Origin of the sequence: Pseudoalteromonas sp. XMcav11-Q (genome assembly GCF_040104525.1) — a bacterium.
Classification (GTDB): Bacteria; Pseudomonadota; Gammaproteobacteria; order Enterobacterales; family Alteromonadaceae; genus Pseudoalteromonas.
Window position 1 is genome coordinate 16,877 of the sequence record NZ_JBECOX010000014.1, and the last position, 24,998, is coordinate 41,874.

23 protein-coding genes are annotated in these 24,998 nt (G+C 41.7%); 18 read left to right on the forward strand and 5 right to left on the reverse strand.

Features of this window, described 5'->3' with window-relative positions; all coding sequences use genetic code 11:
- Nucleotide 1: 1 nt before the first annotated feature.
- Nucleotides 2-586: a rhombosortase gene (rrtA, locus tag ABMY45_RS19335; RefSeq protein WP_349289361.1), complete on the reverse strand. Its 585-nt coding sequence runs from the start codon at nt 584-586 to the stop codon at nt 2-4.
- Between the two features lie 82 nt (nt 587-668).
- Here rrtA and ggt point away from each other — a divergent pair, with 82 nt between their 5' ends.
- The 18 genes from ggt to ABMY45_RS19425 all read left to right on the forward strand — a co-directional run bounded on the left by ggt (nt 669) and on the right by ABMY45_RS19425 (nt 21,731).
- Nucleotides 669-2,429: a gamma-glutamyltransferase gene (gene ggt / locus ABMY45_RS19340; RefSeq protein ID WP_349289362.1), complete on the forward strand. Its 1,761-nt coding sequence runs from the start codon at nt 669-671 to the stop codon at nt 2,427-2,429.
- Nucleotides 2,430-2,601: 172 nt separating this feature from the next.
- Nucleotides 2,602-4,296: an NAD-dependent malic enzyme gene (locus tag ABMY45_RS19345; RefSeq protein WP_138583474.1), complete on the forward strand. Its 1,695-nt coding sequence runs from the start codon at nt 2,602-2,604 to the stop codon at nt 4,294-4,296.
- 478 nt (nt 4,297-4,774) lie between these two features.
- Nucleotides 4,775-5,479 carry an SIMPL domain-containing protein gene (locus ABMY45_RS19350; RefSeq protein WP_174168866.1) on the forward strand — a complete coding sequence of 235 codons (705 nt, stop codon included), beginning with the start codon at nt 4,775-4,777 and terminating at the stop codon, nt 5,477-5,479.
- A gap of 56 nt (nt 5,480-5,535) precedes the next feature.
- Nucleotides 5,536-5,910 carry an MAPEG family protein gene (locus tag ABMY45_RS19355; RefSeq protein WP_017217387.1) on the forward strand — a complete coding sequence of 125 codons (375 nt, stop codon included), beginning with the start codon at nt 5,536-5,538 and terminating at the stop codon, nt 5,908-5,910.
- A gap of 2 nt (nt 5,911-5,912) precedes the next feature.
- Nucleotides 5,913-6,566: a sulfotransferase family protein gene (locus tag ABMY45_RS19360; RefSeq protein WP_174168867.1), complete on the forward strand. Its 654-nt coding sequence runs from the start codon at nt 5,913-5,915 to the stop codon at nt 6,564-6,566.
- A gap of 42 nt (nt 6,567-6,608) precedes the next feature.
- On the forward strand, nt 6,609-7,181 hold the full coding sequence (locus ABMY45_RS19365; protein ID WP_010604765.1) for a tRNA-(ms[2]io[6]A)-hydroxylase: 573 nt from the start codon (nt 6,609-6,611) through the stop codon (nt 7,179-7,181).
- A 45-nt stretch (nt 7,182-7,226) separates the two neighbouring features.
- A complete protein-coding gene (locus ABMY45_RS19370) occupies nt 7,227-8,483 on the forward strand; it encodes a S41 family peptidase (protein WP_349289363.1) in 1,257 nt (418 codons plus the stop codon).
- Nucleotides 8,484-8,743: 260 nt separating this feature from the next.
- Nucleotides 8,744-9,127 carry a response regulator gene (locus tag ABMY45_RS19375; protein ID WP_010372856.1) on the forward strand — a complete coding sequence of 128 codons (384 nt, stop codon included), beginning with the start codon at nt 8,744-8,746 and terminating at the stop codon, nt 9,125-9,127.
- Entirely contained in the window at nt 9,124-10,029 is a 906-nt protein-coding gene (locus tag ABMY45_RS19380; RefSeq protein WP_349289364.1) for an AAA family ATPase, read from the forward strand. The genes ABMY45_RS19375 and ABMY45_RS19380 overlap by 4 nt, the downstream gene beginning before the upstream one ends.
- Before the next feature lie 14 nt (nt 10,030-10,043).
- The gene (locus ABMY45_RS19385; RefSeq protein ID WP_349289365.1) at nt 10,044-10,973 is read left to right on the forward strand and encodes a DUF58 domain-containing protein; all 930 of its coding nucleotides are present in this window, start codon (nt 10,044-10,046) and stop codon (nt 10,971-10,973) included.
- Nucleotides 10,963-12,906 carry a DUF3488 and transglutaminase-like domain-containing protein gene (locus ABMY45_RS19390; protein ID WP_349289366.1) on the forward strand — a complete coding sequence of 648 codons (1,944 nt, stop codon included), beginning with the start codon at nt 10,963-10,965 and terminating at the stop codon, nt 12,904-12,906. Before ABMY45_RS19385 ends, ABMY45_RS19390 begins: the two co-directional genes overlap by 11 nt.
- 1 nt (nt 12,907) lies before the next feature.
- Nucleotides 12,908-14,236 (forward strand): Na+/H+ antiporter family protein, encoded by a 1,329-nt coding sequence (locus ABMY45_RS19395; RefSeq protein WP_010372843.1) that lies wholly within the window; start codon nt 12,908-12,910, stop codon nt 14,234-14,236.
- Between the two features lie 149 nt (nt 14,237-14,385).
- Nucleotides 14,386-14,985, forward strand: coding sequence for a response regulator (locus ABMY45_RS19400; RefSeq protein ID WP_017217411.1), 600 nt, complete (start codon nt 14,386-14,388; stop codon nt 14,983-14,985).
- A 2-nt stretch (nt 14,986-14,987) separates the two neighbouring features.
- Nucleotides 14,988-16,886 (forward strand): EAL domain-containing protein, encoded by a 1,899-nt coding sequence (locus ABMY45_RS19405; protein ID WP_206472939.1) that lies wholly within the window; start codon nt 14,988-14,990, stop codon nt 16,884-16,886.
- Entirely contained in the window at nt 16,876-18,015 is a 1,140-nt protein-coding gene (locus ABMY45_RS19410; RefSeq protein WP_010604753.1) for a response regulator, read from the forward strand. Before ABMY45_RS19405 ends, ABMY45_RS19410 begins: the two co-directional genes overlap by 11 nt.
- Nucleotides 17,987-18,964 carry a response regulator gene (locus ABMY45_RS19415; RefSeq protein ID WP_349289367.1) on the forward strand — a complete coding sequence of 326 codons (978 nt, stop codon included), beginning with the start codon at nt 17,987-17,989 and terminating at the stop codon, nt 18,962-18,964. The genes ABMY45_RS19410 and ABMY45_RS19415 overlap by 29 nt, the downstream gene beginning before the upstream one ends.
- A gap of 2 nt (nt 18,965-18,966) precedes the next feature.
- Nucleotides 18,967-21,258, forward strand: coding sequence for a diguanylate cyclase (locus ABMY45_RS19420; protein WP_211866005.1), 2,292 nt, complete (start codon nt 18,967-18,969; stop codon nt 21,256-21,258).
- 59 nt (nt 21,259-21,317) lie between these two features.
- A complete protein-coding gene (locus tag ABMY45_RS19425; protein WP_349289368.1) occupies nt 21,318-21,731 on the forward strand; it encodes a hypothetical protein in 414 nt (137 codons plus the stop codon).
- A gap of 13 nt (nt 21,732-21,744) precedes the next feature.
- Here the strand turns inward: ABMY45_RS19425 and ABMY45_RS19430 are convergent, their stop codons facing one another.
- Genes ABMY45_RS19430 through ABMY45_RS19445 form a run of 4 tightly spaced genes read right to left on the reverse strand, consistent with a single transcriptional unit; the run spans nt 21,745 to nt 24,997 of the window.
- Nucleotides 21,745-22,596 carry a lysozyme inhibitor LprI family protein gene (locus tag ABMY45_RS19430; RefSeq protein ID WP_349289369.1) on the reverse strand — a complete coding sequence of 284 codons (852 nt, stop codon included), beginning with the start codon at nt 22,594-22,596 and terminating at the stop codon, nt 21,745-21,747.
- A 54-nt stretch (nt 22,597-22,650) separates the two neighbouring features.
- Entirely contained in the window at nt 22,651-23,703 is a 1,053-nt protein-coding gene (locus tag ABMY45_RS19435) for a chemotaxis response regulator protein-glutamate methylesterase (RefSeq protein WP_174168877.1), read from the reverse strand.
- Nucleotides 23,703-24,203, reverse strand: a complete 501-nt coding sequence (locus tag ABMY45_RS19440) for a chemotaxis protein CheD (RefSeq protein ID WP_227387129.1) — start codon at nt 24,201-24,203, stop codon at nt 23,703-23,705. Before ABMY45_RS19440 ends, ABMY45_RS19435 begins: the two co-directional genes overlap by 1 nt.
- Complete coding sequence (locus ABMY45_RS19445; RefSeq protein WP_010604746.1) at nt 24,197-24,997, reverse strand: CheR family methyltransferase; 801 nt, start codon at nt 24,995-24,997, stop codon at nt 24,197-24,199. Before ABMY45_RS19445 ends, ABMY45_RS19440 begins: the two co-directional genes overlap by 7 nt.
- Between the last annotated feature and the right edge of the window lies 1 nt (nt 24,998).

Genomic DNA, 24,998 nt, shown 5'->3' on the forward strand with positions numbered 1-24,998 from the left:
CTTAAGCTGGCTTTTTTGTTTTATAAAATAAATAGATAACAGCTAAAACCACACCACCAACTGCACCAAATAGATGTGCTTCAATGGCGACTCTCGAGTCTATCAGTTTGGCTACATCTGCACTTGCACCCGCATATTGCTCCCAACATACCTTTGCCCACACACCAATAAACAACAGATATCCAGTTGTTAGCTTCCGCTTAATATCTTCAAGCGCTCCCCATACGATAAGCCCATGTAATAAGCCACTCAAGCCTGTATATACAACAATGTTTGGCGAAAATAGCAAGATCATGAGCCCGGTAAAGAGGCCAAGAAAAAGCACATTCAGCCAATATTTTCTTAGTCTTGTATATTCGGCATGTAATAACCAAATAAATGAGATCCCAAGCAGGTTTAGCATCAAGTGATACCAATTGCTATGGGTAAACTGACCGCTCAAAATACGCCATATTTCACCATCAGCAATTGCGTTTCTGTCGAAATCTAAGTGCGGGCCAAGCCCGAACAACATCAATATTGTTGACAATATCGCCAAAGACACAGGGCCAATGAGATATTCTTTGTTCGTTGGAAGTTCAAACATACGATTTCACATTATTATTTTTGCATATTGTGCCTAATTGCTTTTATGATGCCAAATATAAGACGTAAGCAAAGTGGGTATTATGAAACATACACTTGCATCACTAACCGTGATTGCCGCATTCAGCTTTTCAACCAACACCTTAGCTGAGCAACAAAAAATCGAAATTAGAGAGCCGGAAGCCGCAACAGGTTTCCAATCTAAAGAAGCACGCACCGCAGAAAAGTACATGGTCGTTGCTGCCAATCCCTATGCGAGTAAAGCAGGTCAATTGATGCTCTCAAAAGGGGGAAGTGCGGTTGATGCCATGATAGCAACCCAACTTGTGCTTACTTTGGTTGAGCCGCAATCATCGGGCGTAGGTGGCGGGGCGTTTATCCTGCACTACGACAAGAAAAGCAGTGAATTAATTAGTTTTGATGGAAGAGAAACTGCACCAAAACTTGCAGGCCCTGATCTATTTTTAGATGATACGGGTAATGCGGTTAGATGGATTGAGGCTGTGGTGGGCGGTCGCTCTGTTGGTGTGCCTGGTATTCTACACGCGTTTAAATCAGCACATGACAAATACGGTAAACTGCCATGGCAGGAATTATTCAAACCAGCGATTGAATTAGCTCGAGACGGATTTATCGTCTCTCCACGTTTAAATATGCTGCTTGAGAAAAAACTCAACCCAGGTTTGACAAAGCTCAGTCCCGCAAAAGAGTATTTTTATCCGGATGGTAAAGCACTACAACCAGGGGCCCTTAAAAAGAATCTGCCTTTGGCAAACCTATACTACAAAGTAGCAACACAAGGGATCCAAGCCTTTTATGAAGGGCAAAATGCCACTCAATTAGTAGAAGCTGTGCAAAAGTCTGAAATCGCACCTGGCAAATTGGAGCTGAGCGACTTAGAACATTATAAGAGCAAAACTCGAGACGCTATCTGTACGGAATATCGTGTATATAAAGTTTGCTCTATGGCACCGCCTAGCAGTGGTGGTATTGCCGTTTTGCAAATGATGAAGCTGCTGGAACCGTACGACCTAGGTAAGTATAAGGCAAATGACCCAGAAGCCTTGCACCTCTTTACTCAAGCATCTCGCCTAGCGTTTGCCGATAGAGATTTTTACGTAGCCGATCCTGATTTTGTTGAAGTGCCAGCAAAAGCATTGCTTAACGAACAATATCTATTAGGCCGTAGCAAACTTATCGGTGAAATGGATAATCACGACTTTCCAGTAGGCGACCCAACTTCGGGCACACTCGCTTATGCTATGGATGATAGTTATGAATTACCTTCGACCAGCCATGTGTCGATTGTAGATGCAGAGGGTAATGCCATTTCTATGACAAGCTCGATTGAAATGGCATTTGGCTCGACGGTGATGGTCAACGGATATTTACTCAATAACCAATTAACCGACTTTGCGCTTTCCCCAAAAGTAGGGGATAAATGGGTCGCTAACCGGGTAGAAGCAAACAAACGCCCAAGAAGCTCTATGGCACCCGTAATGGTGTTTAATAAAGATGGGTCGCTGAAATTGATAGTCGGCTCACCGGGTGGCAGCCGTATTATCAACTATGTTGCTCAAACCTTAGTTGGTGTTCTGGACTGGGGATTATCTGTGCAGGCTGCGATTGATTTACCAAAAATCACCAATCGCAATAAGTACACAACGCTTGAAAAAGGCACTGAGCTGACAAAACAAGCACCTTACTTTGAGAAAAAAGGTCATGAAGTACAGATCCGCGACTTAAACTCTGGACTGCATGCCATTGAGGTTCGTGGAACACATTTAATCGGTGGCGCAGATCCAAGAAGAGAAGGTGTTGCACTCGGTGAGAGCAGCGAATAAGCCGTGGTTTCTTAAGTGCTTTTAGGCTATAATTTAGCGTTCCAGAAAAATGCGTTTAACGTGCTCTGGAGCGCGTTAATAATGGTCTGATGAGCACTAAATTCATTGTAATTTAATCCTTTTCGACAATAATGAACCCTTAGACTAAAAAATTAGTGTCAAGCTTGTAAATATGACTAAACAAACCGATCCAAATTATCTCTACATTCCCTATTCAGGTCCTACACTATTAGAAACGCCACTGCTTAACAAAGGGAGTGCATTCTCTCAACGCGAGCGTGAAAATTTCAACTTAGCAGGACTACTTCCTCCTCGTTATGAAACAATTGAAGAGCAAGTTGAGCGTTGTTATCAGCAATATTCAAGCTTTAGCGACAACCTAAACAAGCACATTTACTTGCGTGCTATTCAGGATAACAACGAAACGCTGTATTACCGTTTAGTACGCGATCATTTGGAAGAAATGATGCCAATCATCTACACCCCTACAGTAGGTGATGCATGTGAGAAGTTTTCAGATATCTATCGCAGCTCTCGTGGTTTGTTTATTTCTTATGAAGACCGTTATCAAATCGACGATATTTTACGAAATGCCACTAAAGGCAAAGTAAAAGTTATTGTGGTTACAGATGGTGAACGTATTTTAGGCCTTGGCGACCAAGGTATAGGTGGTATGGGTATTCCTATTGGTAAGCTGGCACTTTACACCGTATGTGGTGGGATCAGCCCAGCTTACACACTGCCTGTAATGCTTGACGTAGGGACAAACAACGAGAAGCTACTCAATGACCCAATGTACATGGGCGCAAGACACCCGCGTATCGGCCAAGCTGAATATGACGAATTCCTGGATCTATTCATTAAAGCGGTGAAACGCCGTTGGCCTAATGTGCTGTTACAGTTTGAAGATTTCGCACAACCTAACGCAATGCCATTATTGAAACGTTACCGCGATGAAATCTGTAGCTTTAACGATGATATCCAAGGCACCGCTGCGGTTACTGTAGGTTCGCTACTAGCCGCTTGCCGCGTGAAAGGAGCGAAGCTCTCGGAACAAAAAGTGGTGTTTGTTGGTGCAGGCTCTGCTGGCTGTGGTATTGCAGAGCAAATTATTAGCCAAATGATTTCAGAAGGGATAACCGACGAGCAAGCGAGAAGCCAAGTGTTTATGGTGGACCGTTTTGGCCTTCTGACAGAAGGCATGGAAGGGCTAAGAGATTTCCAAGAAGCGCTAGTTCAACAACAAGCCAACCTTGCGGATTGGACATACAGTGGTGAATTTGCATCTTTATTAGATGTAATGCACTGTGCAAAACCAGACATCTTAATTGGTGTGTCAGGTCAAGCAGGTTTATTCACTGAGCAAGTGATCCGCGCGATGCATGCAGGGTGCGAACAGCCGATAATTTTCCCACTAAGTAATCCATCACGCCAAGTTGAAGCGCATCCAAAAGATGTGATTGAGTGGACTGATGGTCAAGCAATTGTAGCTACGGGAAGCCCATTTGAACCTGTAGTACATGGTGAGCAAACAATTATCATACCTCAATGTAATAACAGTTATATCTTCCCAGGGATCGGCCTTGGTGTACTTGCAGCTAAAGCGAACCGTATTACAGATAGCATGTTGATGGTATCGAGCGAAATGCTTGCTGAATCATCACCACGTGCTAATACGGGCAAAGGTAGCTTACTACCAGCCCTAACTGAAATTGAGCCGTTGAGTAAGCGAATTGCTTTTGCAGTTGCTAAAAAAGCAATGGAAGAGGGCGTTGCACTTGAAATGGAAGACGACGCAATTTGGGCAGCGATAGAGAAAAACTATTGGCTCCCTAAGTATAGAAATTACAAACGCTGTAGCGTCTAATTACTTTTACTTAGGGCCTGTTGATCTTTCAAGTTTGTTTTTGCAGCAGTTTGACTGGTATTTATACAAGGCAGAGCCTGCGTAGCATAGTTATTCTATGTAAGTCAGGTGATAACACAGTAGAAATGCCAGTCAAGCGCTGCCCTTTGGGTTCACCTGAGTGCGCTTTGTTCATTGTTGCTCAACTTTTGCCTAGATTACTAGGCGGCAAGTCGAGCGTCGCGACCAAAACACACTCAGAAGAACAAAAATCAAACAGCAAAGGTCAACAGGCCCTAGCTAAAACAGAAATCGCCGCCAACTCATATTGGCGGCGATTTTTGTTTATCAATCACGCGCAAAAGTTGAGAGTACCACATATAACTTCTCAGAGTGATAATCACTCATTTTGTTAAAGTTTGTTACCTTGAAATCCAATTCAGTAGTTGTTAATTGAAATATGCTTGAATATGCAGGTATCACTTTTTAGGAGCAAAAGATGCGAATTTTAACTGGCTTACTGGCATTATGTTTATCTGGATTTAGCTTTGCAGGCGCATTGCCTGACTCGCCGCATTTATATGTTAAAGGTACTTCATTTATTCAAGTACAACCCGATGTTGCAACCATACGTGTCGCCATTACCGAAAAGCAAAAATCGCTACCCACAGCCAAAGAAAACGTCGATAAGATTATGGCTAAGGCCATAGAAATCGCTAAACGCTTCGATATTAAAGAAGACGATATTCACGCAGAGCAACTGAATGTTTACAGACAGACACGCTACAATCGTGAATCAAATGAAGAAGAGTTTGATGGTTTTCGTGTGAGCCGCAGCTTGACTGTGAAACTTAAAGACATCAAAAAATACCCAGAGTTACTTCAAGAGTTTGTAGACAGCGGCATCAATCAGTTCAATAACACAGAATTTGGTGTTGAAAATGAAGGCAAGTATCTGCAAAGTCTCAAAAAAGCCGCCATTAAAGATGCAAAGAAAGCAGCTAAAGAACTAGCAGGCGAGTTTGATGTTGAGTTGGCAAAGCTGTACTCAGTTTCATTCCAACCAATGCAAACGCCAGTTCAGCCTTACGTGCGCTCTGCAGCGATGGCAATGGAAGCAGATCAAGGCGCATACAAAAATGCGTATAACACAGGTGCAATTACATTGAACGCGGAAGTTTATGCTGTTTACTTAATTGAGTAATACTGGCTGTGAACTAATTAAACTTATACACTAAGCCCTCCATTGGAGGGCTTTTTATGATCACCGGTTTATATGCGGCATTACTGGCACTAATCTATATTAAACTCAGTTTTAACATAATATCACTCAGACACAGACATAAAGTATCGCTTGGAGATGGTGGTATCGATGAACTGCAAAGTGCAATTCGGATCCACGGCAACTTTATCGAGTACACACCTTTCGTACTGTTAATGATGTTGTTACTCGAAACTCAACAAATCAACCCATATCTACTTCATGCTTTTGGCATTGCTTTTTTGTTTTCTCGAGTTGCACACTATGTTGCACTCGGTAAAACCAACTTTTCAATCAGAAAAGTAGCGATGGCGACAACATATGGAGTAATACTTATTTTAGCGTCATTCAACCTCGTGTATTACTTTATCTAAATATGACAAAACACAAATTTCTGGTAACGGGTTTACCACGAACGGGCACAACAAGTCTGTGTATTGCTGCATTAGGTGCTGGATACAAAACAGCACACACGGCATACACAAGGCAAGCGTTAGACTGCGCTGAGTTTATTGCTGACACGCCCGTTTTTGCTGACTATGAAAAACTATATGCTTTATATCCTGAAGTTAAAATAGTACATTTGACACGAGATTTTGAGCAATGGCTTCCCTCAATTAAGCGTTTGATGACGGCAATGAAAGAAAATTTACTGTCACAAAAAGGGGGCTTTAACGACACCATTAAGCGTTGTTATTTGGAAACTTTTCCTGATTTTGACAAACATTTTGAAGACGATGGTTATTGGCGGGATTGTTATAGCAAGCATCATGATAGGGTGCTTAGCTTTGCAAAAATGAATCATATTCCTATTATAATGGTCAATCTAACCGCAACTGATGCCGAGCAAACGCTTGCCGAATTTATAGGCGTGACTCAAGAAAAAGTGACCATTCCGCATGTCAATATCGGTGGTAAAGTCACTGCATGGAAGTGGTTTTCACACCCCAATAAAGTGGAATCGACACGTAATGGCAAAGCAGATAAAGACACAGCGCTCTTTAGCATGCAAGTTCGCTCGAGCGTCTGAGTTTGTTATACTCACCACAAGCTGTATATACAAGATAGAATTATGTTTGAATTAAAATATCACACACCTTTTAGCTGGACTGAAAAAGTCCTAGCCGACTTTGATACCTTTCTTCAAGATCACGCCGCTGCAGAAAAAAAAGCAGCCGGAATGGCGATGGCAATGCTTGGTCATTACCCAGACAGGATCAAGCTAGTAAAAGCGATGGCTGATCTCGCAATAGAAGAAATGATCCATTTTAAACAGGTACTTAAGATCTTAACCGAGCGTGGTACGCTACTAGGGAACGATCAAAAAGACCCCTATATAAAGCAAATGCGCGCATTGTTCCGCCAAGGCACAGATGAATATTTAATTGATAGATTACTGATTGGTGCGGTAATTGAGGCTAGGGGCCACGAGCGTTTTTCTTTAGTTGCAGAAGCGCTTCCTGAAGGCAAAGAGAAAGACTTTTATGTTGCAATCGCCAAGTCAGAAGAAAAACACAAAAACCTCTTTGTGGAGCTCGGCTACGAGTATTTCGACAAATTAACGATAGACAAACGTTTAGAGGAAATTCTCATCGCAGAAGCGGATATTTGTAAGCGTATTCCATTTAGCGCAGCGCTTCATTAGTATGAAATAACTGGGATTAAATAATAATAACAAGGATATAATAATATGAAATTAAATGCTTTTTTATGCTTCAGCTTCCTTTTAACAACAAATTTTGCTGCAAGTGCTGAGACTTTTAGCGTGTTGGATGCGTGGAAAGAACTCGATCATAACTTGCAAACCCATTACGCATATCTAGATGATTTTAAAGGTTACCAGCAAACTCGGCAGCTATTTGAGAATAAGTTAAATAATTTAGATTCAAAGCAAGCCTTTATTGATTTAAGCCAAGCATATTTACGCCACTTTACAGATCCGCATCTCAATCTTGGTCCATTAAATGAAGAGGATTACAGTGTGTATCCAACAGGTGCAGATATGTATGTCGAGTTTAATGATAACAGCGCACTTATTATTGACGTAAAACGTAGCAGCGATGCTGACGTTAAAGGGATAAAACCCGGAGATAAAGTGACAAGGATAGATGGCAATACAATATCGCAAGCCATCCAAGACGTAATGCAGGTGCCATTGAGTCAATTAAATAAGGCTCAGAAGAGTTACGCACTGAATATTGCGTTAGGAGGAAAACGTTATCAAAAACGCGAAATTGAATTTCAACGGGATACAAAGCTAGCAACTGTCGAACTTGCCGCAAGTTATGATGCGATAAATGCGCTAGGTAATGGGCCTAAAGTATCCTACGAAAAAATAGATGAATTTGGTCATATTCGATTTAATAACGCCATGGGCAACGCCCAAACCGTTGATGAGTTTAAAGCTGCATTAAAGCTCTTAGGTGAAGTGAAAGGTTATATTATTGACCTTAGAAATACACCCAGCGGCGGGAATACTGGTGTCGCAGAACCCATACTTGGACATTTTACTGCTGCGCCAAGCGTGTATCAAAAGTACCGTACTCAAACGGGATCTGTACAATTCAACAAAGCAGAGTTAAAAGACGCGCTCACTAAACCAGCAAAGCAACAAATAAAGGTACCGTTTGTTGTACTTGCTGGGCGCTGGACTGGCAGTATTGGAGAAGGCATGACAATTGGCTTTGATGCTTTGGGTGCGGACGCAGTAATTGGCGCACCGATGGCTGATTTGCTTGGCGGCATCAAACGTCTCGTCCTTGATCAAAGTAACGCTTGGGTTGAAGTTGGGTTTGAACGCTTATATCACGTAAATGGTAGTTTTCGTGAAGACTTCGAACCAAATATAATTGTAGCTGGCGATATGGACAATAATGGTAGGGATGTAGCACTAGAAACAGCGGTGTCAGTTTTATATTCGAAAACGGATAAGCAGGTCAAAAAGTAGCCCATAAACATCCAGCGAAATTTTGATTGTACAAGAGAGTAAGTTAATCTCTCTTTTGATTTATTTTATTTAACATAATATAAATTATAGGATACAATTATTTCCAGTATTAGCAGCAGCAAGAAGCTAAATAAATCACCAATTAATGTCCAATACTAGACGGTATCGGACATTAATAAAAAGTTTACTGTATTTTCTATTGAGCTATGGTTTCGCTTTTTATAGTATGTGGTTGAATTTGTAATTTGAAGTATCGACATATGGAATTTGTAAGACCGCTAGAACCAATCTTGATAATTGATGACGCTGTTGAGATCAGAGATTTTCTGACACAGATTTTGGAGAACTTAGGGTTTGAAGAAGTTTATGGTTGTGAAGACTTTGATTCTGCAAAGCCGCTACTAAAACATAAACAACCCAGTGTTGTCTTTTTAGATATTGAGCTTCCCGATACAGATGGCACCGAAATTCTTTCCTACATAAACGAAAACTTTCCTGTGGCTCATGTCATCATGTGCTCTGGCCATAATAGTATGGAGAATGTTCAAAATACTTGGGAACTTGGTGCTAAGGGCTTTATCGCTAAACCTTTCAATGCACATAAAGTGGATTCGGTAATGAAGCGTTTAGAGCTGGTTACATGAATGAAGAAATAAAGAAACTTACCGATGCGCTCTCTACCGTTATTTTAGAAAAGCCTGAACAAATAAAGCTCGCGATCTGCAGTCTTTTGTGTCGCGGCCATCTCCTTATTGAAGATTTACCAGGTATGGGTAAGACGACGCTATCTCATTCTCTTGCTGATGTGTTAGGTCTGACATATCGTCGCGTGCAATTTACTAGCGATCTACTCCCAGCTGATATTACCGGCACTTCTATTTTTAACCGTGAACATCAGTCTTTTGAATTCCATCCTGGTCCAATTTTCAGCCAAGTTTTACTGGCCGATGAAATCAACCGCGCAAGTCCAAAAACTCAAAGCGCGTTGTTGGAGTCCATGGAAGAACATCAAGTAACCATCGATGGCGTAAGCCATGAGCTCCCTAGCCCATTTTTTGTGATTGCAACGCAAAATCCTCAGCATCAATCTGGCACGCATCCACTGCCTGAGTCACAACTAGACCGCTTTTTTATGCGTATAAGCTTAGGATACCCCTCGGAAATGGCAGAAGCGCAGCTAATTAAATTAGCTGGGAAAGCGAGAAAACTGACTCAAGCACCACAAGTGATCGATGGTAAAACACTGTTAGCCTATCAACAAGTTGTGCCTAACATTGTGCTAAGTGACGCTATTATTGATTACATCCTTCGCTTAGTTAACCACACACGAAGCTCAGGTCAATTTAGCGATCCTTTGTCGCCAAGAGCTAGCATCGCACTTGCAGCCGCAAGTCGTGCATATGCGTTTATTAGTGGTCGAGATTTCGTCATACCCGATGATGTTCAAGCCGTTTTCACTTCAGTCTGTGCCCATCGACTTGGCGTTACCACGACTAATGAAGCAGAAGTTCAGACACAGGTCTTTCAAAACGTACCGGTACATTAAGCATGATTAACCGCTTGAAACGGAAAGTTAAGCAGCATATTTATCAACGACATCAACGCTCAGAAATACGGTTATCTCATAATAATATCTACATACTGCCATCTAAGGATGGCGGTTTTTTTATCGCTGTGGCTTTGCTTAATTTTGTATTGGGGATCAACTATCAGAATAATCTAATCCTTGCAGTGTCCTACATTATGGCTGTGATGATGATAGCCGCCCTATTTTTAGGTTTTTTTAACTTGAACAATACAAATGTCCGATATTTGGGAAGTAATGCTAATTTTAGCCCATATAGTTCATCTATTAGACTCAGTATTTCATCTAGCGCAGAGATCCAATCACTTCGACTTTCAAGTGAATACAACCAAACGACTACCCATATTTCCGAAGTGAGTGATGAGAAAATTCTCGAGCTAAGTGCCCCTGAATTACCTCGTGGCGTATATGATACGGGGGTAATTAAAATCCTCAGCTACTTCCCATTTGGCCTTATTCGTACCTGGTCGTATATAAAACCAAACGATGCTTTCTACGTGTACCCTACTCCATTGCCCGTTGTAGACACAGAGTTTAGCTTCGGCAGTGCCTCGAATACTAGCCAAAGCATACAAGAGAAAGAGCGTTCAGTTGAGTTCGACCATCTCTCGCAATATCAAAAAGGGATGAGTTTAAGCCGCGTTTCTTGGAAGCATTACGCCAAGACGGAACAGATGTTAATTAAACAGAATGCACCGGAGTCGGCCGATTTACACCGCATTATTTTCGATTATTCTAAACTTTCAGGCAGCAAAGAAGAACGTCTGAGTAAACTTTGTACTATGGTGCTTGACGCCGATAAGCAACAAACAAGTTATGCCCTGTTACTTCAACAAAACAGGATCCCGTTCGGTCAAGGTGAAACCCATAAACTATGTTGCTTGGAGGCATTAAGTGAATTCTAGCTTCCCAAAATGGTACTACAGCACGTCACTATTTTTATGGCTGCTGAGCATTATTCTTGTCGATGATTTTGGTATCGGTTTTGTCGGGTTATGTACCGTTTTAACACTATGGCAAGCATCGAGGTTGGTGACTAAACCAAGCGTGTTAAGCATTCGCTTTATCAACTTGGTCACTTTACTCGGCGCCATTGCAACGGCCTCATTAATAGGTATAAAAAACAGCGTGAATGTTTTTGTGGCTTTGATGTTGGTTGCATCGCTACTGAAACAAGTGCATGCCACGCAAGCTCGCCAATTTACACAAATATGTATTTTGAATTTCTTTACTTATCCGTGCTTATTTCTTTTTACACAAAGTATATTTGCAGCATTTCTTGTATTGATTTTGCTGGCTGTTAATTTAGCTATCATGCTTAATCTCGAGCAAAACCTAAGGTTCAAACCTGCGCTTAAGGTAAGTGCAAAGGGATTGGTATTGGTGCTGCCTGTAGCTACCTTATTAGTCGTTTTTTTACCAAAACTCCCGGCATTTTGGCAGTTACCTGCACCGCAGAATCAAGCAAAAACAGGATTATCTGAGAATGTAGATCCTTTCAATATCGCAAACTTATCCCAGTCCAGCGACTTGGTGTTTAGGGCGTCATTTGAGAACACTCAACAAACTGGACCTTTCTATTGGCGTGCAATTATTCATGATGAATTTGACGGACGGCAATGGAAAGTCTCTGAGTATCAAGGTACTAATATCAGAGCGTTGCCCAAAGAGCCGATCGGCGCAGCAACCATTATTGCGCAGCCAAGTCAACTTCCTTGGTTGTATGGCCTGTCATACTCTTATTCGAAAAACGCTAAGTTGAATAGTAACGTGTTTGGCACGGTCTATTTGAAAAACCTATCAGCAAAACCTGTCGAGTATCAAATCGATTTCACTGACTTTGAACCCCAAGACTCGTTAAGGCCTTGGTATTATAGGCGTAACACCGCATTACCTGACGGCATTAATCAACAGGCAAGGCAACTGGCGCGCGACTGGGACAGTCAATCGACAACAACGAGCCAATTCATTGAATTAATGAAGCGCTATTTTTTGCAAAATGGTTTCGTCTATACCTTAACACCAACTATAGCCCAATCGAGCGATAGGATTGATGACTTTCTATTTAGCTCGTTTAACGGTTTTTGTGGTCATTACGCCTCTGCTGCGGCGTTTCTACTGCGAAGCGCGGGTATCCCCGCTCGCTTAGTATCAGGCTATCTGGGCGGTGAAAAAAATGACAATCAAGGCTATTACAGCGTTTATCAATATGACGCACATGCTTGGGTTGAATATTTTACACCGGGAATTGGCTGGCAACGCTTAGACCCAACCGCCTGGATTGCCCCAGAGCGCATGACAGGGAGCCTTTCTCAGTTAGAACAATTATCGAGTGAGTTCAAAAGCGGTTTGGGCTACAGCTTAATTGGCTTGTCTAATTGGCAATCTATTAATTGGTTGCGATTACAGCTCGAGGAGCTTGACTATCAGTGGACTCGCGTCGTCATTAATTTTGACAAAGAAAAGCAAGGCGCACTGTTTAAAGAGTGGTTTGGGAGCAATGGGCAACTTTGGGCGGGCATATTTTCCCTGTTTATGCTGCTTTTGCTCTCAATTGCGCTATTTTACCTTAGCAAGCAGCTTACTCGGCATAAACGCCCTATCGAACTTGTCTATTACAATGCTATAGTGTCCGATTTCAAAGGGCAGCTAAGCGGCACTACGGCGAAACAACATATTATTGAGTTATGTAAGTTGTTTCCTGAGTTAGAAGCGTCGCTTTGGCAGTTTTATCAATTAATTGAAAAGTCACAGTATCAACAAAAACCACTTAATAAACTTGAGCTTGGTAAGTTGAAGAGGTTGTATAAATCAATAAAAAGAAAGGCAAGAAAATAGTATGAATGCTGTTATTTTGGGCGTCTTGCTCATGCTGGGGTTAACCCTCTTTAGAATAAATGTAATTGTCGCTATGACCGTCAGTGCAATAGCGGCGGGCTTAGTGGCCGGTTTAGATTTGAAGACAACCTTAAACGCCTTTAATGATGGGCTATCTGGCGGCGCAGAAATAGCCTTAAGCTATGCCATGTTAGGTGGGTTTGCGGTTGCTATTTCGAAGTCAGGCTTAACTCAAATCCTCGCGCAAAAGCTGCTCAAATTGGTTAATGCCAATGATAGCGAAGGCTCAACGTTTTTAAGCATGTTTATAATGGTTATCATTTTGGCTTGCTCGATTGCGTCGCAAAACCTTGTGCCAGTTCATATTGCGTTTATTCCGATCCTCATTCCACCGCTATTAGTCGTACTGAACAAGCTGACGATAGACCGCCGTGCGATTGCGTGTATTTTAACGTTTGGCTTAGCGACCAGTTATATGGTGTTGCCATATGGATTTGGTGGCATTTACCTTTACTCTATTTTGCATAAAAACCTTGTAGACAATGGTTTAGAATTGGTTAAGTTCGACGTGCCATACGCTATGGTGATCCCTGCGCTTGGTATGCTGATTGGCCTGTTGATTGCCGTTTTCATTACTTATCGTAAAAAACGAGTTTATGAGGTGAGTCAACAGCAAAGTACTCAGTCAAACACAGTACCTGAAGGCCAAGAAGCAACTAAAGTCATGATCGTCGGCGGCGCTGCGGTGCTGGCTTCTCTCATCGCACAAAATAACAGTGGCTCAATGATATTAGGTGGGCTCGTTGGCGTGATGATTTTTAGCCTTTTTGGTATTGTGAAATGGGAACAAAACTCCGATGTTTTCAGTAAAGGCGTGGCGATGATGGCAATGATAGGTTTTATCATGATCTCTGCTCAAGGCTTTGCCTCCGTCATGAAAGCGACGGGTGATGTGGCAAGTTTAGTAGCAAGCTGTGCCGATTTTGTTGGCGATAATAAACCACTTGCCGCTGCGATGATTTTACTTGTTGGCTTACTTATTACCATGGGAATTGGCAGTTCATTTTCAACCGTGCCAATCATTGCCACGCTATTTGTACCTTTGTCTCTAGAAGTTGGCTTTTCTGCTATGGCTACCGCCGCCTTGGTGGGAACCGCAGGTGCACTAGGCGACGCGGGCTCTCCTGCATCAGATTCCACACTTGGACCCACTTCTGGCTTAAATGCCGACGGCCAGCACGATCACATATGGGATTCCGTGGTGCCTACATTCATTCACTTCAACATCCCACTACTCTGCTTTGGCTGGATAGCCGCGATGGTGTTATAGGTTTATACATTCATGATGGTATCAAGGCTCCCCGCCTTGATACCTTTAGCTCATAAACATACTCTATTTTCTTTGTCTCTAATGTCGCTTTTGTCTTATTAGTTTTCTTGTGCTATACCAATAGGTAAGAGAATTAAAGCAAAAAGACTATGCAAACACTTAAACCAAGCGAAATAGCCAGTTACTGTAACGTACACCAACGCAGTGTGAGTCGTTGGATTGCCAATGGCGAATTAAAAGGTCATAAGCTTCCTGGACGCGGTAACTACCGTGTCTTACTTGAAGACTTTTTATCCTTTTTAAACAAGCACAAAATCCCCCTTTCGCAAGACTTTATTAGCGACTATCAAATCGCAGAAAGTGGTCTACACTCTGATAAAGAACGGGATTTAGCTAAGGTGCTTATCATTGATGACGAGCCCCAGTATAGAAAAGCGATACGACGAGTGATAGGCAACGATTATTTGATACAAGAAGCTGGGGATGGCTTTATGGCAGGCATTGCCATCTCGGAGTTTAAACCAAGTTTAATCACGCTCGATCTTTCCATGCCGGGAATGGATGGCTTTCAAGTGATCTCATTTATCCGCGAAAAAGAAGAATTTAAAGCGATTAAGATTTTGGTGGTCTCTGCGTTAAATGATGTAGAACTTGAAAAGGCCAAAGCGATGGGCGCCAACGATGCCCTTTCTAAACCGTTTGATAACTCTATTCTGTTAGAAAAAATTAATGCGCTAATACAGGGGTAGCTATGAATGCACCTATCATGTTGGTTGATGATGAAATTGATATTCTAAAGTCGCTTAAACGCACTCTGCGTTTACAGCATTATGAAGTGGTATATACCGATGACCCAAGACAAGCGCTTGGTTTGATACAAGAACACAAACCGCATGTGCTTATTACTGATTTCAGAATGCCCAACATGAATGGCCAAGAGCTTATCCAAGAAGTGAAAAAGCATGATCCTAGTATTGAATGCATCGTGCTCAGTGGGCAAGCTGATTATGACGATATGAAGTCGCTGATCAACGCGAATAATACCTTTAAGTTTTTATCCAAGCCTTGGAATAACGAAGAGCTGTACACAACGATAGAAGCGGCACTCACAAACCATCACAAAAACGAATTAAAAACCCAAATCCTGCGTAATAATAATGCACCTTTAGTCGAAGTTAATACCATAGGTAATGTCATTGACTGTAATTACGCTTACACGGAATTAGTGTTAAACGAGGTCAATAAAGGCAACTTCTTTCAACTGTTTAATTTTGAAAGTGATAAATGCCTTGATGATTTTACTGAGCGCAGAATTGCAACATTAAAAAGCTCTGGGGTGTTATGTCAAGTTGAGCTCAAGCTAAAAACAGAATCCAGCTACCTACTTATCATTAAACCCCTCTCCAGCGAGCAGGATAAATATCCAAACTTCTATCAGAGCAAACTGGGCTTTCTTGAACATATCAATCGCACCGATAACTCTGTCATGATCTGCCTGAAAATTCGAGATTTATTGGTTAAGAATATTATTTCTAATACTCCAATATATTCAGATACGTTTAAAAAAATCATAGATCATGCTCTACTGAGCGAAGCGACTCATTTTTCGATGCTTGAAATCAGCTTTGATCAAGCCATTTTCTGGCTAGATTCAGTACAAAGTGAAATTGAGGTACACAAATTTTTAGATGAGTTAATCAACTCAATTAAACAATTTTTCATTCGCAAAAATATCCAAATCAAGTTCTCTGTCTCGTACACCATGATTGAGCCTAAGCAACCACTCTCGGAAGCAATAGACAGTTTAGTTATCTATACCCAATTTGTTTGCGAGTCTCGCACTGACTTCTATATGCGTTATTCGCAATCACTGCTTTCAGAAAAGCTAAACGAGCATAAAGTCTCTGAGGCATTATTTAACGCCGTTGATAATGATGAGTTTTATCTAAGGTTCCAGCCTAAGCTTAATTTAAATGAACATTCAATCAATAGTTGCGAAGTGTTAATTCGCTGGAAGAACACCCAGTTTGGCGCTAACTCACCAGATTATTTTATTCCGTTGGCAGAAAAAGACGGACAAATAGTCAAAATAGGAACTTGGGTACTTGAGCAGGCGTGTATCGCACTGTGCGAATGGCAAAAGGAAGAACTTGAGATCCAAAAAGTTGCAGTGAATGTTTCACCTTATCAACTTTCCGATCCCTGCTTTGTACAAACCATGTATTCGATTATTGAAAGGTATTCGCTCAAACCCGAGCAATTCGAGTTAGAAATCACCGAGAACTTTGTTTTAGAAAATCTCGAGCAAGCTAAAACTAAATTACTACAATTAAAAGAAATCGGATTCTCCATTGCCATCGATGACTTTGGTACGGGATATTCCTCACTGGGCTATATTTCAAAATTGCCAGTGGATGTTATCAAAATTGACAAAAGCCTGATTGAAAATATCGACAGTTCAAAATCAGCTCGAGATCTTGTCCAAAATGTTATTCGATTAGTTCACGACCTTGAATTAAAAGTTGTCGCTGAAGGTATAGAAACCGTGGAACAGCTTGAAATTCTAGAACAGTTAAAATGCGATGAAGTACAAGGATATCTCATCGGAAAACCTGTTTTGCTTGAGGAGTTTACTCACTATGTCTATTAAAAGCCAAGTGCCACGGATTGTGCTCGTTGATGACGATGAGTTAATGTTGAAGTCGCTCCACCGCCACTTCAAAATCAGCATGGAAGGCGCTGAGATACTGACCTTTTCATCACCTAAACAATTCATAGAATCCCTAGATACGTTAGCGAGCATAGACATCTTTGTGAGTGACTACCTTATGCCATCGATTAACGGTGTTGAATTAATCAATATCGTGAGGCGCCGTTATCCGCAAGTCCTCACCGTGTTATTAACGGGCGATACCACGGGCAAGGTACTGTGCAAATCTTCAATTTCTGCGACCTTTATCATCGCTAAGCCATTTCGAAGAGAAGAATTCGATGAGGTTATCACCGCTTTTTATCGACTCAATGAGCTGCCTTTAAGAGAAGCAATAAAGCGTGCGTTAAATGAAACTTTCATTGAAAACGAATTGCCTATCTTGCTAAGTAAAATTGAAGACATTGATTTAGATTTTCACAAGCTTGAAGCGATGCTAGAACAAGAGGTGCTCATTCAAGCTAAATTATTCCACCTGTGTAACAGTGCTTATGTGGGATTATCGACGAAGCAATACTCCCTCTCTACCGCGATTAAGACGCTCGGTGTAGATTTAGTGTCTGCAATTATTGTCTCTGTGTGTTATCACAATATGGTTGCAGCCAGATATGATATCGCGAACTGTGAGCAGTTAAGCGATATTAACTTTAAAAAGGTCAAGTTACTTAAGGAATTGGTACACAAGCTACATGACGCATCAATTGACTCTGAGCGTGTTGTTTTTCTTCAATCCTTATTATTTCTAGGTGAGCTCGGCTCAGAAATAGCTCAGCTTATTACCGAAAGTCAATGTCATTCCCCACAGAGTTGCTATATCGAGAAATTACACATCGCCCTTTATACAGCCACGTTAATTGGCTACGAGTCAGCCATCACAGATCAATTGTATGCACTCATTAATGCCCTAGAAACGGCTAGCTCAGATTGCAATGCCACTAAGCTATTGTTGCTTATAGACACTATCACCAATAAAGAAGTCAATCAGACGGTGATCAACACCTTTTTTGATCAAAAGAGCCAAGATTGGTTGGAGCTTTTCTATGAACTCAGAAGCAAATACTTTAGTTAGTTACAAAGTACTGATATTAGACGATGAAACGTCAATACTTAAGGCGTTAAAACGAGTCATACGGCTGCCTTCGGTAGAGGTTGTCAGTTTTGATAATCCTTTTGAAGCTCTTGAGTACATAGACACGCACCCCGTTCAGGTTATTATCTCTGATTTTAGAATGCCGCTCATGAATGGTGGAGATTTTCTAAAACGAGCCAAAAAAATAAACCCTGGTGCAATTGGCCTAATTCTTAGCGGTTATACCGACTCCGATATGCTTATTGATATGATTAATAGCAAGGTTGCGCATAAGTTTTTGTGTAAACCATGGGAGAACGACAAATTACTCGAAGAAGTTAATGCAGCAATAGACGTATACAATAATAATTATTTTAAAACGGTTTTACAGGAACAACTAAAAAAGCGTGATTGCCCACGGGTATTAATCAATAATGAAGGCCAAGTTGTCGAGCATAATCTCAGCAAAGACATAGAATCTCAGATACTTGCAGAGTTCTCGGCATGCTTTAGTGGTAATGGCATCTACCACACTCCTCTTGGTGTTTTAAGATGTGAGATCCACAGCAATCCAAAAGACGAAGAGTTCTATCTGATCACCATAGAAAAAGTCGAAGTAACAGACGAAATTAACGTCTATGAAGTTATCACCGAACTGCTATTATGTTACTCGATAAACCCCGTGCTCACTTACTATGCGTTGCCAACTTGCGAACTCACCACAGCGAAATTGGCAGCTGCAGCTCAAGAAGTTTTCAGAAACTATAAAATATTACCATCACCGACCCATAACTATCTATTCGTACTGGATAACATTGAGCAATCCTTACTGCCAAGAAAGCAGATAGAGCTAGAAATTCAGTTGGAAAAGTTACTCGATACCGCGCTACCTCACGAGATACAAATTAACACCACTCAACTTGCTGCATTTTTAAATAATGGAGAGTAGGCGTGGATACTTTTGCAAAAGTTGAATTAACACAAGATTTAGTCGAATCAAGCTTTCCGCTCGCCGACCTCAATACGCTACTTACCTCCCTATCTGATTATTTTGAGGTACCAATAACTTTAGTCACTGTAATCGAAGGGCAATGGCAACATCTGATCGCCAGACATGGGATCCTAGCCGATAGGACACCGGAGCAAGATGCTTTTTGTAAGAGCTTAATCAAACATAACAGGTCTTTGCTTGTTCCAGATACCGCCTTGGATGAAAATTATGCCAATAACCCGCTCGTGACTGGCGAGCCTTACATTCGCTCATACTTGGGTGTACCTTTTAGACTCGACGGCAAGCCAATCGGTGGCGTATGTTTAATCGATACCAAACCGAAAAACTATGCCGAGCGAGATGTTCATTTACTCGAGACGATCAGCGGTCTTATCACCAATATTTTAGAGCTACAAAAAAACTATTCGTTATACCTCGAAGATCAAGAGTTAATCCGCTTTTCACCAATCGTGTTAATTAAGTGGAAGTACAATAATGGGCTGCGCATTCGTACGGTTTCTCCGAATATTGAGCGCGTGATTGGTATTGACGCTTTTCACTTATGCTCCGGGGAATTGCATTTTGAAGACTTACTCACCGAGCCAAGTGTTGAGAAATTTCATTTTAACTTACAAAACCACTTGGATGGTTTAGAAGCGTCTGAAATTTTGCTAGAGATGGCATTAGACTCAAAACAGATCTGGATCCGTATGATCACCGTGGCGCACTTTAACCACGACGGCAGAATGACAAGCATTCAGGCTTTTATTACCGAAAATACTGCGCAAAAGTACACCGAAGACAAACTCAATGAGACGAACCGACAGATGCGCCTGTTGTTAGAAGCCTCGGAGCTAGGTACATGGGATTGGAATATTCCAGCAGATATCAATAAAGTTAATAAAAAGTGGTGTGATATGCTTGGAATTGAATTTGAATACGTTGAGACCAGTGTTAATTACTTCCGCCAACTTATTCATCCAGCCGATCGTAGTCACGTAGAAAGAGACCTAGCCAAACACCTACAAGGGTTAACCGATGCCTACACCACGTCCTATAGAATGAAACATGCCGATGGCCACTGGGTGTGGATAGAAACCTATGGCAAAGTGGTTGAACGCGATAATAGTGGGAGAGCACTGCGCCTTGCTGGTACTCACCGGGATATTACCTACCGGATGGAAGCACAGTTGCAAGAGCGAAAGCAAAAGCAATTACTGTCTTTTATCAGTAAAGCACAGTCAGCCTATTTAAAGACAGGTGATCTGTCTAAATCATGCCGTGAAATTCTAGAAGAGCTCATCGACATTGCGGATAGCCAATTTGCGCTGATCGGCGAGCTTGAGCATACCGCCGGTGTACCAAGGCTCTTTATTCATGCCATTTCAGAAATGCAGTGGAATGATTTAAGCTCTCAATTGGTACAGAGATATTATGATAACGATCTCTATTTTACTGATTTTAATAATCTGTTTGGATCAGTGATCCTGACGGGAAAAACCGTCATTAGTAATGAACGAGGCAAGCACCCTGCGTCGAAAGGCACGCCAAAAGGACACCCAAGGATCTCTAAGTTTTTAGGGCTGCCGATAAAGCTCAATGGCGAATTGGTCGGTATGATAGGACTTGCGAATAAGTTTTTTGACTATACCGAAGAAGATGCAAAATTCTTACAACCACTGGTCGATTCTCTAGCGGGTTTATACTATGCGGTTAAACTCGATAAAGAGCGCCAAGAAGCAGAAAACAAACTGCTTGAACTTGCAATGACCGACACCTTATCAGGCCTGCCCAACCGACGTGCCTTTATGGAAAAAGCCGCCGAAGTTGGTGAGATATCCTTCCCCTATTTAATTGGTATGGTAGATATCGATAACTTTAAGTCTATTAATGATACCTACGGTCATGATGCTGGTGACAAAGCTATTAAACTGATTGCTTACACCATAAAGGATGCGCTACGCAGTGATGATTTTACTGCGCGAATGGGAGGTGAGGAGTTTGCATTTGTGTTACTTGATGCCACACATGGATCATCTAGCGGACTGATCGAGACCATCAGAGAATCTATATCCAACTTGGAAATTACTCTGTCAGAAGAAGAGAAAATACATCTCACGGTCAGCATTGGTGTAAAAGCAGTACTTCCCGAGATGGAAAAAATGTCTATTACAGGACATTTAAATGATGCTGATAAAGCTTTGTATGAGGCTAAACATACTGGCAAAAATAAAGTAGTTTGGTTCGAATAACAAAATATTTCATATTGCTTGATATACTTTAATTTCGCGTCAGAAATAAAAATGGAAAAATGATGAAACAGCTCTCACTTAACCTAGCTGCACTTGGATTTTTAGTCACCTCATCTGTAGCTTATGCCGATTATACTGCTGAGTTAGAAATTGACCGAATGCAGGACACACCGTTTAAAGAGTGTAGCGACTACACTTTTCGCCAAGTTATGAATAATTTTTTTACCGAACTCACTTGGGATTATCTCACAAGCGATTGGGGCAGAAACTACATAAATATTGATGGTTATGTAGAAGAAGAAGGCGAAAAGTTTGATTTTCTTCTTCAATACGAAGTCAAATCTGATGGGACGTTTGAATTTAACGCTATGGAGTTCTTAGGAAAAGCAAAAGACGACTCGTTTATTATCATGATGCTCGACAAGATTTGCTATCATTCAACCGGTGATTCGCGCTTCAACTCGAAGCGCTAATCTGCTTCTAAATTTAGTCTACTGTAACTTTGCACTGGATGGGCTGTTGATAATAACCCCAAGTTAATATTGCTACATTACTTTGTACTTTAAGGTGATAATCGCCACCGCGGTAATGAGTATCACTGGCAGAGTTATCGATGAACATCAGCTTTTCACTGTCATTAAATTCTGCGACTATGCTTGGTGGCTGAGTATCATAGTAAAAAACGGATAATAACTTATCGTTACAGAGATACGTCGTATGCCCGGAGCTAGTCACTAATGCAAAACGAGCCTCAAGCTCGGCAATACGGTGAATATACGACTGCTTCAAGCAATGCGTGCTATCGCTAGATTTCCAACACGCATTGCGCCCTTTTATCCACCCTCTTTGCTCGGCTTTAAGCTGCTTCGAATGCGGCTCTTTTACAATTTTTTTATACACAGAATTTAGCCTGCGATCCAGTCGAGACAACGCCGCACTATCACAAATAACGGCTTCCATGCTTCCTGCTCTTACCTCGTTACAAGCGAATGAAGGCGTATGTAGGGTATGTTGTTTTAAGTGCTCGTCAATATAGCGACACCAATCCTGCGTGCTACGGTCAGGCTTATCCAAGTAACTTCTTACACCAAGTTTAAACTCAATGACCGATTGCCATTCTTGGCTGCCAAGATCAGGACCATGCCCGCTACCATCGCCACTTATTAAAAGATCATCGACCTCTGTCATCCACTGCTCGCCACAGTGAAACGCTTCAGCGTTCAATTTCTCGGTGGGTGTTAAAACTGTCCTATTTTGTGACGCACATCCAAATAGAGTGATGGCTATAACTACAGCCAATCCATGATAAAAATTACGGGTTAATGTAGTCGCTTTCAAGCTAATTTCCTTTTAATCGCGTAAACAAGAGTTGAGCTCACCCCAACAGTAACGTCATGAAAAACATTGAGTTATTGTCGTCGGCACATCCGCTAGAGTCACTTCTTTACTGTGAGCATTTAGCTTAATGGCCTCTTTTGGCATTCCAAATACAATGCTGGAGCTTTCATCTTGTGCATAAGTCTTCGCCCCCGATTTCTTCATTTCTAACAAACCAAATGCACCATCTGCGCCCATTCCGGTTAATATAAATCCGATAGCATTACTTCTAACTTGCTTCGCAACAGATTGAAACAATACATTGACCGAAGGCTTATGGCGCTGCACTGGCGGCCCATCTTTGAGCTGAGTGTAATAGAATGCACCACGACGAACAAGCTGAAGGTGATGGCTTCCTGGCGCGATGTACACATGGTTAGCCAGTACGCGTTCGTTATGCTCAGCCTCCTTAATCTTTAATTTTGAAATATCATTTAGCCTTTGAGCAAAGGCTTTAGTGAAGTTGGCTGGCATATGTTGTACCACCACAATACCAGGCAATTCGGGTTCTAATTGACTAAATATGTACTCAAGCGCTTGCGTCCCCCCTGTCGAAGTGCCGATGGCTACCACTTTATCAGTGGTATTAATGGCAAGGTTGGTATTGCTCATTGCAACATTGATAGCAGGCGCACGGCTTATGTCTTCCGTAGAGGACTTTGGTCTGTAGAATCTCGCTTGCTTAACCACTTTAATAAATTGCTCGCGTTGAGACTCAAGAAATGATTTTAAGCCACACTCTGGTTTAGTTAAGATTTCAAATGCGCCAAGGGAGAGTGCCTCTACCGACAATTGAGCACCTGTGGTTGTTAGCGATGAACAAATGATCACGGGGATAGGTTTATTGGCCATGAGCCAGCGTAAAAAGGTAATACCATCCATCTGTGGCATTTCTATATCAAGAATAATTACATCTGGCGGCTCTGCCAACACGCTGGGCTGCGCCAAGACAGGGTTGCTAAACACCTTAGTCACGCAGATTTCAGGCGAATACTCCAACATCGCAGTGACCGTTTGCCTTACCACAGCAGAGTCATCGATAATATAGACGGAAATTTTATTCGACATCAGGTTGCTCTCCTGCTCGATAACGCAACATGAAAACGGTCTACCCGGCATGCGCCGTCCTTGAGATCCACTTGAATTCTCCGATAATAAGGGCCGCCAACATCACGCGCAATAAGCCTAAATCCATAATCGTCAATCAGCTTATGACTCATTTCGATGTTTCGCATACCGACAGTCTCTGAACAAGACGTTTTGAACATCTCTCCACCACCAAAAAGCTTAATCTCCACACAACCCTCAGGGATACTAAACCGCTTTAAATATTGGCGAACCAACGAAAAAGTCTTATCGACATATTTAGCCGGCTCATCGTCATTCGGTTTTTCTGTGGTTGGCAATAGCATATGACTCACAACAACTAGTTGGTGCTGCTTAGACACTAAAACAAATGAAACACAGGACCCCAGCAAGGTATTGAGCGTTGCTGGACGAAATGACTCAATCGCCAAACTACCCGGCTGCAAAAATATTGATTCAACGTCTCTGTTTGGCATCAACATTTTGCATACACCGCAGGGGCGATTGATTCAAATTTGTCATACACGCCATTTAAGCTCTCGGAGTGTCCTAAAAACAAAAAACCTTGCTTCGGCATCGCCCTATAAATATTTTCTAGGATTTTTACCTTTTCATCTTTTTCAAAATAGATCAGTGCATTACGGAGGAATATTATGTCAGCTTTACCACCGATATAAGGCACAAGTAGATTATTTTTGAAAAAATTAACTTTATGATAGAGCTCATCATTCACCATGATATAGCCGGTCTTCTCTCCGACGCCATTTAGACAGTATTTCCTTAGGTATTCGTCAGGAATGTTTTTAGCACGATGTAAGGGGTAAATTGCCTTTTTCGCTAAATCCAGCATCCGCTCAGAAATATCGCTGGCACGCACCACCCAATTCCCGTGACCATAATGCTCCTGCGTGCACATGGCCAAGGTGTATGCTTCCTCGCCAGAAGAGCAAGCCGCACACCAAATATCTGGTGCAGACTTTTGGTAGTACGTGGTAAACAGCTCTGCGAGCTTTTCAAAGTGTTTACGCTCTCTGAAGAAATAGGTTTCATTGGTAGTCAGCAAGTCGATGCACATATTTCGCTCACCTTTGTTATTGGGTATCTTTAGATACTCAATGTACTCACCATAGCTACTTAATCCTAAAATCCTCAGTCTTTGATTTAGTCGTCCACAGACTAAGTTCTTTTTATGATCCCTAAGATGTATTCCTGATTCGGCTTTGAAGAAGTCAGCAATACAGGTAAATTCTTGATCGCTAATAAAGTCCCCAATCATG

What these genes read in the sequence shown, in the direction of transcription:
- ABMY45_RS19405 (WP_206472939.1), top strand. Translation starts at nt 14,988, where the DNA reads ATGAATGCACCTATCATGTTGGTTGATGATGAAATTGATATTCTAAAG.
- ABMY45_RS19395 (WP_010372843.1), top strand. Translation starts at nt 12,908, where the DNA reads ATGAATGCTGTTATTTTGGGCGTCTTGCTCATGCTGGGGTTAACCCTC.
- ABMY45_RS19400 (WP_017217411.1), top strand. Translation starts at nt 14,386, where the DNA reads ATGCAAACACTTAAACCAAGCGAAATAGCCAGTTACTGTAACGTACAC.
- ABMY45_RS19445 (WP_010604746.1), bottom strand. Translation starts at nt 24,997, where the DNA reads ATGATTGGGGACTTTATTAGCGATCAAGAATTTACCTGTATTGCTGAC.
- ABMY45_RS19345 (WP_138583474.1), top strand. Translation starts at nt 2,602, where the DNA reads ATGACTAAACAAACCGATCCAAATTATCTCTACATTCCCTATTCAGGT.
- ABMY45_RS19350 (WP_174168866.1), top strand. Translation starts at nt 4,775, where the DNA reads ATGCGAATTTTAACTGGCTTACTGGCATTATGTTTATCTGGATTTAGC.
- ABMY45_RS19440 (WP_227387129.1), bottom strand. Translation starts at nt 24,203, where the DNA reads ATGTTGATGCCAAACAGAGACGTTGAATCAATATTTTTGCAGCCGGGT.
- ABMY45_RS19380 (WP_349289364.1), top strand. Translation starts at nt 9,124, where the DNA reads ATGAATGAAGAAATAAAGAAACTTACCGATGCGCTCTCTACCGTTATT.
- ABMY45_RS19415 (WP_349289367.1), top strand. Translation starts at nt 17,987, where the DNA reads ATGAACTCAGAAGCAAATACTTTAGTTAGTTACAAAGTACTGATATTA.
- ABMY45_RS19410 (WP_010604753.1), top strand. Translation starts at nt 16,876, where the DNA reads ATGTCTATTAAAAGCCAAGTGCCACGGATTGTGCTCGTTGATGACGAT.
- ABMY45_RS19355 (WP_017217387.1), top strand. Translation starts at nt 5,536, where the DNA reads ATGATCACCGGTTTATATGCGGCATTACTGGCACTAATCTATATTAAA.
- ABMY45_RS19365 (WP_010604765.1), top strand. Translation starts at nt 6,609, where the DNA reads ATGTTTGAATTAAAATATCACACACCTTTTAGCTGGACTGAAAAAGTC.
- ABMY45_RS19425 (WP_349289368.1), top strand. Translation starts at nt 21,318, where the DNA reads ATGATGAAACAGCTCTCACTTAACCTAGCTGCACTTGGATTTTTAGTC.
- ggt (WP_349289362.1), top strand. Translation starts at nt 669, where the DNA reads ATGAAACATACACTTGCATCACTAACCGTGATTGCCGCATTCAGCTTT.
- rrtA (WP_349289361.1), bottom strand. Translation starts at nt 586, where the DNA reads ATGTTTGAACTTCCAACGAACAAAGAATATCTCATTGGCCCTGTGTCT.
- ABMY45_RS19370 (WP_349289363.1), top strand. Translation starts at nt 7,227, where the DNA reads ATGAAATTAAATGCTTTTTTATGCTTCAGCTTCCTTTTAACAACAAAT.
- ABMY45_RS19360 (WP_174168867.1), top strand. Translation starts at nt 5,913, where the DNA reads ATGACAAAACACAAATTTCTGGTAACGGGTTTACCACGAACGGGCACA.
- ABMY45_RS19435 (WP_174168877.1), bottom strand. Translation starts at nt 23,703, where the DNA reads ATGTCGAATAAAATTTCCGTCTATATTATCGATGACTCTGCTGTGGTA.
- ABMY45_RS19375 (WP_010372856.1), top strand. Translation starts at nt 8,744, where the DNA reads ATGGAATTTGTAAGACCGCTAGAACCAATCTTGATAATTGATGACGCT.